This is a genomic window from Microcoleus sp., assembly GCF_041354475.1.
Taxonomy (GTDB): domain Bacteria; phylum Cyanobacteriota; class Cyanobacteriia; order Cyanobacteriales; family Microcoleaceae; genus Microcoleus.
Genome location: NZ_JBGJZU010000092.1, coordinates 11,047 through 25,207, shown reverse-complemented (window position 1 = coordinate 25,207; position 14,161 = coordinate 11,047). Strand labels below are relative to the sequence as shown.

General features: G+C 43.2%; 12 protein-coding genes and 1 pseudogene. 11 read left to right on the top strand and 2 right to left on the bottom strand.

Annotated elements, in window-relative coordinates; all coding sequences use genetic code 11:
- The first annotated feature begins 200 nt into the window (after positions 1-200).
- The 4 genes from ACBR23_RS24880 (at position 201) to ACBR23_RS24865 (ending at position 2,996) form a co-directional block, all read left to right on the top strand.
- A complete protein-coding gene (locus ACBR23_RS24880; protein WP_371125699.1) occupies positions 201-944 on the top strand; it encodes an SDR family oxidoreductase in 744 nt (247 codons plus the stop codon).
- Between the two features lie 49 nt (positions 945-993).
- The gene (locus ACBR23_RS24875; RefSeq protein WP_371116593.1) at positions 994-1,374 is read left to right on the top strand and encodes an NAD(P)-dependent oxidoreductase; all 381 of its coding nucleotides are present in this window, start codon (positions 994-996) and stop codon (positions 1,372-1,374) included.
- A gap of 128 nt (positions 1,375-1,502) precedes the next feature.
- Positions 1,503-2,420: an SMP-30/gluconolactonase/LRE family protein gene (locus ACBR23_RS24870; protein WP_371119794.1), complete on the top strand. Its 918-nt coding sequence runs from the start codon at positions 1,503-1,505 to the stop codon at positions 2,418-2,420.
- A gap of 15 nt (positions 2,421-2,435) precedes the next feature.
- Positions 2,436-2,996 carry an antibiotic biosynthesis monooxygenase gene (locus ACBR23_RS24865; protein WP_341738152.1) on the top strand — a complete coding sequence of 187 codons (561 nt, stop codon included), beginning with the start codon at positions 2,436-2,438 and terminating at the stop codon, positions 2,994-2,996.
- 604 nt (positions 2,997-3,600) lie between these two features.
- On the opposite strand, the gene ACBR23_RS24860 is transcribed toward ACBR23_RS24865, so the two are convergent.
- Positions 3,601-4,491: a LysR family transcriptional regulator gene (locus tag ACBR23_RS24860; protein WP_371116596.1), complete on the bottom strand. Its 891-nt coding sequence runs from the start codon at positions 4,489-4,491 to the stop codon at positions 3,601-3,603.
- Between the two features lie 128 nt (positions 4,492-4,619).
- On the opposite strand from ACBR23_RS24860, the gene ACBR23_RS24855 reads away from it, so the two are divergent.
- The 6 genes from ACBR23_RS24855 (at position 4,620) to ACBR23_RS24830 (ending at position 10,528) form a co-directional block, all read left to right on the top strand.
- Complete coding sequence (locus ACBR23_RS24855) at positions 4,620-4,997, top strand: hypothetical protein (RefSeq protein WP_371119793.1); 378 nt, start codon at positions 4,620-4,622, stop codon at positions 4,995-4,997.
- 68 nt (positions 4,998-5,065) lie between these two features.
- The gene (locus tag ACBR23_RS24850; RefSeq protein ID WP_371116598.1) at positions 5,066-5,722 is read left to right on the top strand and encodes a peroxiredoxin-like family protein; all 657 of its coding nucleotides are present in this window, start codon (positions 5,066-5,068) and stop codon (positions 5,720-5,722) included.
- 50 nt (positions 5,723-5,772) lie between these two features.
- On the top strand, positions 5,773-6,477 hold the full coding sequence (locus tag ACBR23_RS24845) for a DUF4079 domain-containing protein (protein ID WP_341738156.1): 705 nt from the start codon (positions 5,773-5,775) through the stop codon (positions 6,475-6,477).
- A gap of 39 nt (positions 6,478-6,516) precedes the next feature.
- Positions 6,517-7,563 (top strand): DMT family transporter, encoded by a 1,047-nt coding sequence (locus tag ACBR23_RS24840; RefSeq protein WP_371119792.1) that lies wholly within the window; start codon positions 6,517-6,519, stop codon positions 7,561-7,563.
- A gap of 23 nt (positions 7,564-7,586) precedes the next feature.
- A complete protein-coding gene (locus tag ACBR23_RS24835) occupies positions 7,587-8,114 on the top strand; it encodes a DM13 domain-containing protein (RefSeq protein WP_371116601.1) in 528 nt (175 codons plus the stop codon).
- Between the two features lie 425 nt (positions 8,115-8,539).
- On the top strand, positions 8,540-10,528 hold the full coding sequence (locus ACBR23_RS24830; RefSeq protein ID WP_371119791.1) for an SUMF1/EgtB/PvdO family nonheme iron enzyme: 1,989 nt from the start codon (positions 8,540-8,542) through the stop codon (positions 10,526-10,528).
- A gap of 277 nt (positions 10,529-10,805) precedes the next feature.
- Here ACBR23_RS24830 and ACBR23_RS24825 read toward each other — a convergent pair whose 3' ends face one another.
- Positions 10,806-12,635 carry an ATP-binding protein gene (locus ACBR23_RS24825; RefSeq protein WP_371116604.1) on the bottom strand — a complete coding sequence of 610 codons (1,830 nt, stop codon included), beginning with the start codon at positions 12,633-12,635 and terminating at the stop codon, positions 10,806-10,808.
- A gap of 554 nt (positions 12,636-13,189) precedes the next feature.
- On the opposite strand from ACBR23_RS24825, the pseudogene ACBR23_RS24820 reads away from it, so the two are divergent.
- Positions 13,190-14,161, top strand: a pseudogene (locus ACBR23_RS24820) (CopG family transcriptional regulator); the annotation flags it as partial.

The following is a 14,161-nucleotide window of genomic DNA, read 5'->3' as shown; positions in this document are numbered from 1 at the left end:
CACCTGCCCACTGCTCAAAGCGTAGCTTTGAGATTGTGAACAGGTGGAATCCTCGTCTCACGCGCCTTTCATCCCACACTAATCGAAGCGATATAGTGTGGGGATTCCCGTCTGACTAGCTAAAAAATCGTCTTGTTTAATAGTTTAAGGGTTGGTACGGTGAATGGTATACCAAATTCAATCAGCAGTTTTTGATGACTATGACGCAGAAAGTAGCAGTAATTACTGGCAGTCACAAAGGCTTAGGCTATGCGATCGCCCGCAAGTTAGCACAGAAAGAGGATATTCAAGTTGTGCTGACGAGTCGTCAGGAGCAAGATGGTCTGGCCGCTCAACAGCGCCTATCAAGCGAAAATATTCAAGTGGATTTTCATCCTTTGGATGTCACGAGCGATGCTAGTGTGCAACAGTTCACAACCTGGTTGCAGCAGGCTTATGGCAGAGTCGATATTCTGGTCAATAATGCGGGTGTCAACCCGACGATGCAGCCAGAAGAATCCAGCCTGCTCACGGTTCAAATGGAAACGATGCTGGCAACTTTCGCAACCAATGTTTTAGCCGTTGCTCGAATGACACAGGCTCTAGTGCCATTGATGAAAGCGCAAAACTACGGGCGGATCGTAAATGTGTCTACTGAAATGGCTTCGCTGGCATCTATGAGTAGCGATTACTATCCTCTAGCGCCTTCGTACCGCCTTTCTAAAGTTGGGCTAAATGGACTGACCGCGCTTTTAGCAAAGGAATTTCAGGGTACAAACATTTTGATAAATGCTTACTCTCCTGGCTGGATGCAAACCGATATGGGTGGCTCTAATGCACCGTTCACAGCCGATGAAGGAGCCGAAACTGCCGTATATCTGGCAACGTTGCCAGAAGGTGGCGCACAGGGTAAGTTTTTTGCCGAAATGCGGAAGTTTGGTGGCGCGATCGCGCTGCCTTGGTAATCGCTTTTGAACCTAAGATACAAAACTATTACAGCGAGACGAACCTACGATGACTCCAACTGAAGAACAAAACTTAGCGATCGCCCGTATCTTTATTGAACAGTTTTTGGGCAAGGGTAATATGTCCATCGCGGCGGATGTACTGCTGATGAATAGCCCTAATTTTGTGGAGGAATACCGTCCGCTTGCCGCCGTTCACCTTGAGGCGTATAACCTTTACAAGGCTTCCAATCTTGACTGGTCATTTGTTTGTCCGGCGGCTGAAATTTTCCCCGGCGATCGCACGGCTATATTTCAGGTTGGGGCAGATCATCTACTCATCAATGAAAAAGGAGAAAGTCGTATCTCTGCTGAGGATTATGCGATCGCATTCATGGATGAAGTGGAGCAGTCCAAGTATATTCATCACCGGATGACGGTTGCTTACTGAAGTGACTATTGGGATTATAGTGAAGCATGAGTGGGAACTACGGGCAGATTACCTGTCTATTTGGTTTGAAAATAATCTGGGCGCGAGCGCATGGGCTTGACTCAAATACATTACAAGGAACGATCGCAATGTCTACACCAATTGGATTACCGCCTATCTTTGAAAGCACTCCCATTGAGTTGGTGCCAAGCCAACAAATCGCTGAATTTCCTGCCAATACATTTCTAGAAAGTATCGCGATCGACTCTGACAATACGTTATTTATCACCAACCATTTTGAAGGAAAGATCCTTCGCATCGGGCAAGATCGAATCCCCGTAACTCATGCCACGATATCGGGAAAGGCAACAGGTCTAGCTTTTGTGTCAGAAACAGAACTATTACTGACAGGTTGGAATCAAGACGGAATTTCCACCATCTTTAAAGTTTCATCTCAAGGTTCAGTAGAAACTTTACTAACAATGCCAGATGCAATCTTCCTGAATGGAATCACGCATTTGACTGGTAGTCGCTATGCGATCGCTGATTCCTATCGAGGTGCGATTTGGGAATTAGATGTAGCCCAAGTCAGCACTCGCATTTGGCTCGAACATCCTTTGTTGGCGCGAACCTCCGCAGAGCAAGAAATTCCCGGAGCTAATGGACTCAAAATCTTTAACAATGTGCTTTATGTATCGAATACCCAAAAGCAGCATATTGTTCGGATTCCGATTCTCGAAGATGCTGAGCCAGGGGAACCAACAATTTTTATCGATCGCGTAAACATTGACGACTTTGCCTTCGATCGCAACGGTAATCTATACGGCACTACACACATTTATAACAGTGTGGTCAAGATTACACCAGATGGTAAAATAACCACGATCGCCGAAGCAGAACAAGGAATGGCAGGAACTACAGCCTTAGCATTCGGTCGTACAGGGCGCGATCGCACTAATATTTACGTGGTAAGCAACGGTGGTATGTCGTACCCATTGCCATCAGGAATTGAGTCAGCAAAAGTTGTATGTCTAGAAATTGGTACTGAAGGATTACCGCTAATCTAGTTGGAAGTTTTTTGCATGAATCCGTTGAATCAATCTGACGATTCTCCAGTAACTGTCGAGATTCTGGAACAAGTCAAGCCTGGTTGTGAGGATGAATTTGAGCGACTTTTGAGCGATATATTAGTCGCTGCTGCGGCATTTGAAGGACATTTGGGAGTGAATATCTTCCGTCCAAACGATCGCAGCAACCGAGAATATCGCATCGTCTTCAAGTTCGACCATTTGAGTAATTTGACGAGTTGGGAAAATTCTCCAATTCGTCATCGGCTTTTGGAACGCATCAAGCGGCTAACTGTTGGTTCCGAGTATCAACGGCTGACGGGGTTAGAGACATGGTTTACCTTGCCAATTCAAGGAGCTATCGTCCCGCCGCCCCGCTACAAAATGGTACTCGTAACTTGGCTAGTGATTTTTCCATTAATTAACATCATTCCACCCTTCTTAAATCAATTGCTTTTTCCATGGCCAACTTTGTTACGCAGTGCGATCGGTGCAGCTTTCATGGTTTCGTTAATGACCTACGTCATCATGCCACGGGCGACAAAGTTATTTGCTAAGTGGCTCTATCCAAAGTAGAATACTCTTAAGTTCATTCATGAACTAAGGTCACGATGAAACCACTTTGTATCGTTCAGTCACCGCTGCGTGAAATGATCCATAACCTTGTGACTGCTGTTGCGGAGTTGTTTGAACAGCCTGTATCGCGGGTAGTATTCGTGCAGTTTTATTCTGTGTTCTAAACAAGTTGCCGAGCAGTTTCTAGCTGAGTCGAAAGATGGATTCTCGTATCAAGATGAATGGTGGCAGATTGGGTTTAATAGCGATGATAGAGTTGGGTTTGTTTTCCCAAACTATTACGATTGTGCTAAAGATGGCTTGGAAGAAGCAACCATGTACTACTATGATTTCTATGCTACAAATTTTATCAAATTCGTTAGCATCGGAATTATTCATCTCTCTCTGATCTCCCTCTGCGTTCTCTGCGCCCTCTGCGGTTAAATCATTCTGATGCTAACGGAAACGATATTACTAGCGGAATACCGATCGCAAGTAGCACATTACCATCACTGGCAAAGCCAAGATATATACCCTCAGAGACAGCTAGAATACAATAATCTCCTTAAGAACTTCCGAATGAGCCTTTGAGAATGCGATCGAAGATGTCTTCTAATTATCTGGCTCAAACCCCATAATCTGAAACCCAGGGATCGAGCTTGAATTCTGCCGCTAAAAATTCAATAAAACAAACTATCTTTGCTGGATAAAAACGACTCCGACGATACACCCCATGAATTTGCAACGGAGTCGGCTGATAATCCTGCAACACCACCTTGATATCGCCCCGGTAAATCTCATCACCAAACATCCACACCGGCGCTACCGCAATCCCCAAACCCGATAACACTGCGGCTCGAATCGCCACAGAACTATTAGTTTGAAAACAGCCCCCCACCCGCACCTTAATAGTGCCATCTGTTCCTTGAAAATGCCACTCATTACCCGTTGACAGATGAGTGTAAACAATACAATCATGATGTACTAAATCCTCCGGTTTTTTCGGTTCTCCCGCTTGTTCAAAATAGTCTGTTGTTGCTACTGTGACGCGGCGAGTCGTGCCGATACGATGGCTAATCAAGGAACTATCCAGACGATTACCAATGCGGATTAACAGGTCTAAACCATCCTCTACAATGTCCACAAAATGATCTGCCATCATTAGATCGATTTTGACATCGGGATAGCGTTTCATAAATGCTTTTAAACGGGGAACAACCTGCATTTGCCCAAACAGCACGGGACAGCCCAATCGTAAAACGCCTGTAGCCCGTTCTTTCCCAGTTAAACTGGCCTCTGCTTCGGCAACGGTTTCCAAAATTTGCTGGCAATATTGATAGTATTTTTTACCTTCTTCGGTTAAATTCAAATTGGTAGTGGAACGAGTGAGTAATTGTACCCCCAGATATTTTTCGAGAGCGGCGATTTGTTTACTAATCGTCGGTTGCGTGGTCTGTTGTTCCCGCGCTACGGCAGAAAAGCTGTTCAATTCGATCGCCCGAACGAAACTTTGCATACAAGCAATTCGGTCCATACAGCACCTATTCCAAAATGGCATATAGTATATTCTATTTTGCCTGCTTCTCAAAGAAATTGAAATAGATCATGATAGTCTCATCAACCGTTCTCACCCCAAAAACATCAATGTTAAAACTCAAATCCCTCAGCCCTCTGTTTGCTCCCCTAGCCCTGGCTAGCGTTATTACTGCCGGAGATGTTGCTGTACATAGCTTTGTACCTCAATTGCAAAATAGCGCGATCGCCGCCCCGGAAATGACTGCTCAACAAAAGATCGATATGATTAGTAAAAACAAAGGACAAATTGGTAGTGGCGACCAATTGCGAAGATTTTTCTTTGGTGATTTATTACCATTAGGAGTACAACCAGGTGGAGCAGGCATGGTGGTCAATCTCTATAACAAAGCCAACGATGTTACCTTCTCCTACTGTGCAACCTATGATGTCGTTGTCGCTGTAAAACAAGGGAAAGTAGCGATGTTTTCACCAAATGAAGTGAAGTAATTTGCCTGTTCCCTTGCTGATTTTAAGTAAGGGAATATCCCCCAGACATATATTGGGAAATATCTATCGTGAATTTACAACTGGAATTTCATAAATTTTACCAGGAATTCTTGGCAAGGTTTCCCCCGGAAAAAGCGGCGATTATGCAACGAGCAACTCAAGCATTAGCCAAGGAATTTAAAAATCGCAGAAGCTTAAGAATTGACGACGATGCCCCGGATTTTGTCCTCGAAAATACTGACGGTCAAAAGATTAGTCTGTACGAGCGATTAAATCAGGGAGCCGTTATTCTCTGTTTTTATTTTGGCAGTTGGTGTCCCTATTGTAATCTGGAATTACGGGCTTATCAGGGGCTATTACCCAAAATTCAGGCCTTGGGAGCTTCGGTTTTAGCCATTTCTCCCCAAACAATTGATGCTTCCCGAAAAACAGTCCTCAACAACGGACTTTCCTTTGATGTTCTGAGTGATGCGGGTTGCCAAATTGCTCGTGATTATGGTATTGTATTTCAAACTCCCCCTCCTCTTAAATTACTTTATACCGAATTGGGTCACGCTCTCCCAGATTACAATGGGACGGAAGATTGGCTGTTACCTGTTCCTGCTACTTTTATTATCGATCGCCATCGTCATATTGCCCTAGCTCACATTGACGTGGATTATAGCAAGCGTTATGAACCCGCCGATGCGATCGCCATTTTATTGTCCCTGTTTGTGGCTGCTTAGCGATCGATAATTTTGATTGTCCCTAAATAGTGAATTAATGGATCTTTAACATGGAACTTCAAGATATCTTTGCATTATTACATCCGGCGATCGCCATTGTTGTCGTTTTTCCCTTAATCGGAATTGTGGTGAATCGCGCCTTGCTCACCCGTCAACGCCGCCTGCTTGTCGCCGACGGGGGAAAAACTAAAATTCCGCCCGTAGTCGGTTCCGAGCACGTAGCCATGGGTAATTGGTTGAGCGGCTCAGTGGTAGGGGTTGCTCTACTGGGAATGGCCTACCCCATTTTCTCCAAAATGCTGAGTAACGACACCCTCACCAAAGAACCTTTTCGATTCTTGTTTGCGATCGCCATTTTCCTGTTAACCATTGCTTCTTTCGCACTACTATTTAAGGCAAGAGTTAAACTCTGGCGAGGTATATTTGCCACTTTTACGGGCATGGGATTGATGATTTTAGGGTTTCAACCAGAAATCTTTCGTCGCGATAATGAATGGTTTGTTTCCCATTATTACTACGGTATGATAGCCTCTTTATTGATGATTTTTTCAGTGGCGATCGTCCAAGATATTTATCAGGATAGAGAAAATCGCTGGCGCAGGGTTCATATCATTCTCAATTGTTTGGCTCTCCTGTTCTTTATCGGTCAGGGAATCACTGGTGCAAGAGATTTACTAGAAATTCCCCTCCATTGGCAATCACAGTATATCTATCAATGCGATTACACTAATAAAACCTGTCCTCAACCCAAATAAGCTAATTTTAAGGTTTAAAAAATTAGAGAAATCAAGAGCATGAAAGTTGCAAATAAATTACATCAATTTTTCATCCGAGTTCCTAGCCCAATGTATCTTGGCATTGCTGTTTTGATTTTTGCTGCTTCCAATTCGGTAACTCGTAAAATTGTGGAAATAGGGGAAAGTCATGCGATTAATGGCAGAAATCCTATTTCACTGTGCAATGTTTTATTTGTAGGTAATATCTGTGCCTTGGGGTTGATGACTCTAATTTTTTATCAAGATTGGCAACGGCAAACTCTGAAAGCTCTGACTCGTAAAGATTGGATTATTTTAACTATTACAGGTATTTTATCGGGGGCGATCGCTCCGGCGTTAATTTTTGCAGCCCTGGGACAGACTAATGTAACTAATATTGTGTTAATTGGGCGCATCGAACCAATTTTAACCCTGTTGTTGGGCGTTTTGCTGTTGGGTTCGCGGGTAGATTTTTGGGCAATTGCAGGTTCTCTGATTTCCTTGGCTGGGGTGATAGTGACTGCTGTTTTAGGGAGTTCAAGTCAGATGATGACGATGGGTGGATTTCAAATTGGCACCGGAGAAATTTTTGTGGCGATCGCTGCAATCATTGGTTCCATTGCCACCGTTGTTGGTAAACTGCAATTACAATCAATTCCCTTGGGCATTTTTACGATTTATCGCAATATTCTGGGGACGGTGTTTTTTTTCCTATTGGCTAATTTACTTTACGGACCTCACCATTTTGCCGAAGTCTTATCTCCTTTTCTGTGGCAATGGATGATAATCTATGCCGCGGTTATTGTCGTCACTGGTCAATTATGTTGGTTGGCGGGTTTAAAAAATGCGACTTCAACGGAACTTAATTTAGCTAGTTTATTGAACCCCATTGCAGCTATAATCATGGGTTATTTAATTTTAGGGGAAGCTCCTACTTTAGCTCAATATTTAGGGGGAAGTTTGTTGTTTGTCGGGATGATATTTGGTTTTGTGGGCAACTTATATCAGGCTAAAATAAATCGATTGTTAGTTGACCCCAATCCTCGCGATGCCATGGAAACGGCGATCGGTTTTCGGGGTGTTTAATATTTTCAGGAGGAAGCTTTTTTATGAAACGCCGCTATTTCAACTTTGCTAGTCTTACCTTTGTGTCAACAATCGCGATCGCCTGCACCAAAACCCCTGGCGATCGAGCTACTATCGCGTCATCCGTCACTCCTGAAACCACGCCAACTGGGCCAGCGACATCACCCGCAACAGCTCAAGTCGCAAAAGTTCTAGCTTCTGGCACTTTTGTCGATGGCGAACACCCCACCAAAGGCACTGCCCGCATTGTTCAGAAAGGGAATGAGCGCATTCTGGAACTCGATCGAGCATTTCAAACCTCAACGTCTGGTCCTGATTTAGTCGTAATTTTACACAAATCCCCCGATGTCATTGGCTCGACAGTTCCTCCCGCCTATCCCCTCAAGAAAGGTGACTATGTGTCGATCGCACCACTCAAATCATACAGCGGTGCTCAAAGCTATGCCCTCCCTGCCAGCATCAACTCAGAAGATTATGCTTCGGCCGCGATTTGGTGCCGTAAGTTCAATGCCACCTTTGGTGCTGCCAGACTCCAGCGATCGAGTTCATAGCCCTTTGAAAAAGCCTTATCAATCACATATTTAACAAACCCTTCGACAGTGTTTAATTTGATACTTAATGCTACGGAGGCCCATCGGCGGGGTGCATCTGTGTTTTGCAAATATATTCGTAGGGGCGAAGCATGACCGCAGTAAATCTCTGGCGGGAGCTAATAAATTGTCTGCGGTCATGCTTCGCCTATGCAAAATCGGGATGCTCCCCCTCGGCTGGGCCCTATTTTTGAGAAATCCAGAGATTGATTCACTCCATTAGCGAGGACGAGGGCAAATATCGGCGCACAGAGAGTGGCGAAAATTAGTCGATCGGGCTATGATTCCTGATATTTAAATCTCTTTCTAATTTTGATAACTCCACGAGGAGGCAAACACCCATAAAAGATATATCATAATCTTAACCGGATCATTTCTTCCCAGATATGTTCTACTGTTCCAACCCCAGGTGTTCTAATCCTTTCAATCCCGACAACTCTAAATTTTGTCAAAGTTGCGGAGTTCAAGGCCTCACACCTTTATTCAGAAACCGCTACCGCGTAATTCGACTTTTGGGCGAAGGGGGATTTGGCAGAACTTATGAAGCAGTAGATACAGACCGCATGGACGACCCGTGCGTAATCAAGCAGTTTATGCCTCAATTTCAGGGAACCTCTGCCATTGAAAAAGCAACTGAACTGTTTCAGCAAGAAGCAAAACGACTTTACGAACTAGGCGAACATCCCCAAATTCCTAGATTAATTGCTTATTTTGAACAAGACCAGCGACTTTATTTGGTACAAGAGTTAATAGAAGGGCAAAATTTACTCGCCGAATTAACTCAACAGGGCGTTTTTAATGAAGAAAAAATTTGGCAGTTACTAGCAGATTTACTACCAGTTCTTAAATTTGTTCACGATCGCAATGTGATTCACCGAGATATAAAACTTGAGAATATCATCCGCCGTCGCAGCTCCCTTAACTCATCTCTCCCAAAAACTAGAACCTTGCGCAATTCAGCTTTCCGAAAGGGAGGGCGAGGAGATTTAGTTCTGATCGACTTCGGTGTTTCTAAACAGGTAACAGGATCGCTGATGAGTAAATCAGGGACCACAGTGGGGACTCGCGGATACTCACCGATGGAACAAATGCGGGGTCAAGTTTTTCCGGGCAGTGATTTGTACAGCTTGGGGATAACTTGCCTGCGGTTGCTAACTAACTGTTTGCCACAAGTTGACGGTTATGATGAGCTTTATGACCCGACTAAAGGCATTGGTAACTGGAGAAAAAAATTACCCCCCCACACAAGTTTAAGTCGAAAATTGGTAGAAGTATTAGATAAATTAATTCAAGATTATCTCATAAATAGGTATCAATCTGCTGATGAAGTAATCAAAGCTTTAAATCTTTATTCCTTACCACCCCAACCACCTCTGTCCCTATCAGCAGGTAAACTTGCTCTCAATTCTGAACAAAATACAGGAGGGTCAATTGTTGTCCAAAATCCTCAGCCTCCCAGGACGCAACGTCCTAGCCATGTGGTTAAAAAACAGGAACAATTTAATAACAGTGTCGCCGTTACCCAGGCTAACCACAATGTCAACTCTCCCAAAAATACCTTTAAATTTGAGTTTTTAACCCTCGACAAAAGAGGTCATCAAACTAATGTTCAACAGGGAAAAGCTGATTTTTTTGAAGAAAATATTGGCAGCGGCTTAGTTATAGAAATGGTGTCAGTGCCTAGCGGTAATTTCCTGATAGGTTCTGCAAGTAATGAGGGAGATAGTGATGAAAAACCTCAGCAACAAGTGACTTTAGCACCTTTCTATATGGGCAAATTTCCAGTCACTCAGGCTCAGTGGGCGGTGGTAGCTTCACTGTCGGAAATTAAAATATTCCTCAATCCCGATCCTTCCCGTTTTAAAGGCGTAAATCGACCTGTAGAAAATATATCTTGGTACGAGGCTGTGGAGTTCTGCGCTAGACTTTCTCGGAAAACTGGTAAGAATTATCGTTTACCTAGCGAGGCCCAATGGGAATATGCTTGTCGGGGGGAAACTATGACGGCTTTTCACTTTGGGGAAACGATTACCACTGACTTGGCAAATTACAACGGTAGTTCTAATTATGCTGAAGCACCGAAGGGAATTTATCGAGCTCAAACAACTGATGTGGGTAGTTTTAAACCTAATGCTTTTGGATTGTACGATTTCCACGGAAATGTTTGGGAATGGTGCGCGGATTTTTGGCATAGTAATTACAATGGTGCACCTACCGATGGTCGTGTTTGGGACTATCGTGGTGACGAGTCGCTGAGGGTATTGCGAGGCGGTTCTTGGAACGATCATGCTCCGAATTGTCGCAGCGCCTGTCGCCTCAGATATCAACCTGATTGTAGGGCTAGTATTGTGGGTTTTCGAGTTGCTGTTGGATAAAATTCCCTTGAATGAACGTCCAGTTTTCAATCATTGAGGATTTGATATCAAATCCTCTCTTCATCTTAATTATTCATCTCTCTATTCTCGGACTCTGTGTCATATCAAATCCGGTAACATCGGAATTATTCATCTCTCTTATCTCCCTCTGTGTTCTCTGCGTTCTAGTAAGGTTAAATCATTCCGATGCAGCCGGAAACGATATCAAGCCTGTTCTAGTAAGGTTAAATCACCTGACGATGCAACGGTCAAAAATAGGATGCGTGGCAGTATTAAATTAAAGTTTAGACTTAGTTATTTGGAAAGTGGGAATTGTGATAATAAACAGACTACCTTTGCCAAATTCTGATTCACAGCGTAGTGTACCTCTATGCCTATCAGTAATTATCTGATAGCTAATGGATAATCCCAAACCAGTTCCCTTACCCACTGGTTTTGTGGTAAAAAATGGATCGAATAATCGCTGCTGCACCGAGGGATGCACTCCTAAACCATTATCACCAATTTCAATCACTACTTGTTGACGATCGCACAAACTGGTACGAATTGTAATACAACCTTGGAAATTATCTACTTTCGTATACGCCTCTTCTAAAGCATCGATGGCATTGCTCAGAATATTCATAAACACTTGATTTAGTTGTCCGGCGTAACACTCGATCCGAGGTAGATTACCATAGTCTTTAATCACCTCAATACTTAGCCGCTCCGACTTAGTTTTCAAACGGTTCTGCAAAATCATCAAAGTGCTATCCATGCCCTCATGGATATTAACATTCTTAATCTCGGCTTCATCCATCCGAGAAAAAGTTCGTAACGATGTGACAATTCCCTGAATTCGCTTAGCCCCAAATCCCATAGATTCCAAAATTTTGGGCAAATCTTCAATCATAAAATCGATATCGCTGTCTTCCGATTCTTCCCAGGTTTCAGGATGGGTGTCTCTATCGTGCAGTCGATATAGCTGAAGTAGTCTTAACAATTCCTGAGTGTATTCGGTGGCATGAATGACATTGCCGTAGATGAAATTCACTGGATTGTTAATTTCATGGGCGATTCCGGCAACCAATTGTCCAAGACTTGACATTTTTTCACTTTGAACTAATCGGGTTTGGGCCTGCTGGAGATTGTGTAGCACCTTTTCTAAATCAGCAGTCCGCGCTGCCACTCTAGCTTCTAATTCTTCATTCAGAAATTGTAGTGCTTCTTTGGTTTGTTTACAATGAGTGATGTCATTACGAATTGCCACATATTGATAAGGATTGCCTGCTGCATTCAGGAAAGGGACGATGGTGGTGTCTACCCAATAATAAGTTCCATCTTTAGCCCGGTTTTTGATTTCTCCTTTCCAGACTTCGCCACTAGCGATAGTTTGCCACATTTCGCTAAAAAATTCTTTGGGATGATATCCTGAATTAATAATGCGGTGAGTTTTTCCCAATAGTTCAGCTCGCGAGTATTGAGAAATTTCGCAAAACTTGTCATTGATGTAGGTAATCTTACCTTGGCGATCGGTAATAGCGACGATAGAGGATTGATCCAGGGCAAACTTTACATCTGCAAGTTCTTTGAGTGTTTGCCGTAAAGAGTTGTCAGTATATTCTCCTGAATCAAAAATTTTCCTGGGGCATTTTTCTGCATTGTGTTTAATGTGGGTTACTTCGTCAAAATCTACTCGGATTGCCGCTGGTTCAAATTTTATGCCCAAAGCGGTACTAATTTCGATGATTTCTAGAAAACTAGCACATTGATAATCTGTGTCCTCATGTTGTTTAATGATTTCTTCATCAATTTCTAGTCTATCTGCCAGTTCTTTTTGGCTGATTTTTGACGCTATGCGAGCTTTAATTAAAGCATCGGGTAGTTTTTTTAAACTTTCAATGTTGATTTGAAGAGGCTGTTTTTTATCGCAATTAATCAGTCTTTCATACTCGGATATTTCTAAGTTTAATTTTTCAATTTTAGTCTGGTAAGATTCTTTGGGCAGTTTCCAGATTTTGCCTTCGGATTTTAAGGCTTCAATACTATCGAATTCAGTGATAAACTGCTGAAATTGTCGCAACCAATCTAAGGATTGCTGGTATTGTTGATGATTTTTGATAGTCATAGGTCACAGAATTGTAAAGTTATAGCAATAAGCGGTGGTATATTATTTATTATTGTATCAATTTTCTAAGATTTTATGTAAAGTTTTTATAAATAATTACCTTCTTTTGTTGACCGCGACTCCGATCGCACTCTTTGAGATCGGACGATCGCCTCAGTGATACGATCGATCTGGCGAGCCAATCTCTCTATCCCCCTAACAACCCTTTAACTCAGCCCTGATTTTCCTCAGTCCCGCTAACCTTTTGTTGGTTTTCGTCCTAGTCATGGACGATCCCTAAGCAAATGGACTTTTGGCAAATGCTGACAGAGTGTCAAAAGTTGGATAGTATTTGAGAAGCTAAACAGCGCCCATGGCGGTATCGTGCCGTAAAAGACTCTGGGCGAAGAATGTTGAAGCGGTTCTACGGCACTCCTGGAACTCAAAATGACATTCACAGCTTTTTGTTCGATTGGGAACGGAAGCTGCAACAATTAGTAAGTAACAAAAATTGATTTTAATAGAAGCTTCAGCCACTATACTAATTAGTGTAGGTTGGCATGAGGAAAATGCCAATGGTAAAAAAAAGTCGCAATGTAGCTAGTTCAGATCCAGAAAGCAAAGTCAAAATCGGACTTTCGCTCACTCCTTATAGTGCCGATCGATTGAACGCAATCGCTCGCAAGCTGGACATATCCAGGTCAGAACTCCTAGAACGCTTGGCCAAGGGTTCTCTGGAGATTTCTACCGACAAGACAAAAGTTAGTGTAACTTGGAAAAAAACGGAACAAACTCCGGTAGATGTCGCCGAATCCCCAGGGGAAACAGCCGAAGTAAGGGAAATTAATGACACCCAAACGGCTCAAACTCCAGCAGAAAATCCGACGAGTACGCAGCCAAATCCACTGCAAGCAAGTTACGAATCTTTACAACAACAGTTGACAGAACGAGAAAACTCGATCGCCCAATTGGATGCTCAACTAGCCTCCGCTAAGCAACATCTGGAACAGCAACTAGCTGAAACTGTACCAAAGTCAAGTTACGAATCTTTACAACAACAGTTGACAGAACGAGAAAACTCGATCGCCCAATTGGATGCTCAACTAGCCTCCGACAAGCAACATCTGGAACAGCAACTATCCGAAACTGTACCAAAGTCAAGTTACGAATCTTTGCAACAACAGTTGACAGAACGAGAAAACTCGATCGCCCAATTGGATGCTCAACTAGCCTCCGCTAAGCAACATCTGGAACAGCAACTAGCCGAAACTGTACCAAAGTCAAGTTACGAATCTTTGCAACAACAGTTGACAGAACGGGAAAACTCGATCGCCCAATTGGATGCTCAACTAGCCTCCGACAAGCAACATCTGGAACAGCAACTAGCTGAAACTGTACCAAAGTCAAGTTACGAATCTTTGCAACAACAGTTGACAGAACGAGAAAACTCGATCGCTCAATTGCATTCTCAACTAGCAGAAAAGCAAAATATCGAACAACAGTTGCATCAGCAATTGTCAGAACGAGAAAACTCCCTCAACTCCTTG

Coding starts and splice junctions, on each gene's coding strand:
- ACBR23_RS24870 (WP_371119794.1), top strand. CDS start 1,503: ATGTCTACACCAATTGGATTACCGCCTATCTTTGAAAGCACTCCCATT.
- ACBR23_RS24875 (WP_371116593.1), top strand. CDS start 994: ATGACTCCAACTGAAGAACAAAACTTAGCGATCGCCCGTATCTTTATT.
- ACBR23_RS24825 (WP_371116604.1), bottom strand. CDS start 12,635: ATGACTATCAAAAATCATCAACAATACCAGCAATCCTTAGATTGGTTG.
- ACBR23_RS24835 (WP_371116601.1), top strand. CDS start 7,587: ATGAAACGCCGCTATTTCAACTTTGCTAGTCTTACCTTTGTGTCAACA.
- ACBR23_RS24855 (WP_371119793.1), top strand. CDS start 4,620: ATGTTAAAACTCAAATCCCTCAGCCCTCTGTTTGCTCCCCTAGCCCTG.
- ACBR23_RS24860 (WP_371116596.1), bottom strand. CDS start 4,491: ATGCAAAGTTTCGTTCGGGCGATCGAATTGAACAGCTTTTCTGCCGTA.
- ACBR23_RS24845 (WP_341738156.1), top strand. CDS start 5,773: ATGGAACTTCAAGATATCTTTGCATTATTACATCCGGCGATCGCCATT.
- ACBR23_RS24840 (WP_371119792.1), top strand. CDS start 6,517: ATGAAAGTTGCAAATAAATTACATCAATTTTTCATCCGAGTTCCTAGC.
- ACBR23_RS24830 (WP_371119791.1), top strand. CDS start 8,540: ATGTTCTACTGTTCCAACCCCAGGTGTTCTAATCCTTTCAATCCCGAC.
- ACBR23_RS24865 (WP_341738152.1), top strand. CDS start 2,436: ATGAATCCGTTGAATCAATCTGACGATTCTCCAGTAACTGTCGAGATT.
- ACBR23_RS24880 (WP_371125699.1), top strand. CDS start 201: ATGACGCAGAAAGTAGCAGTAATTACTGGCAGTCACAAAGGCTTAGGC.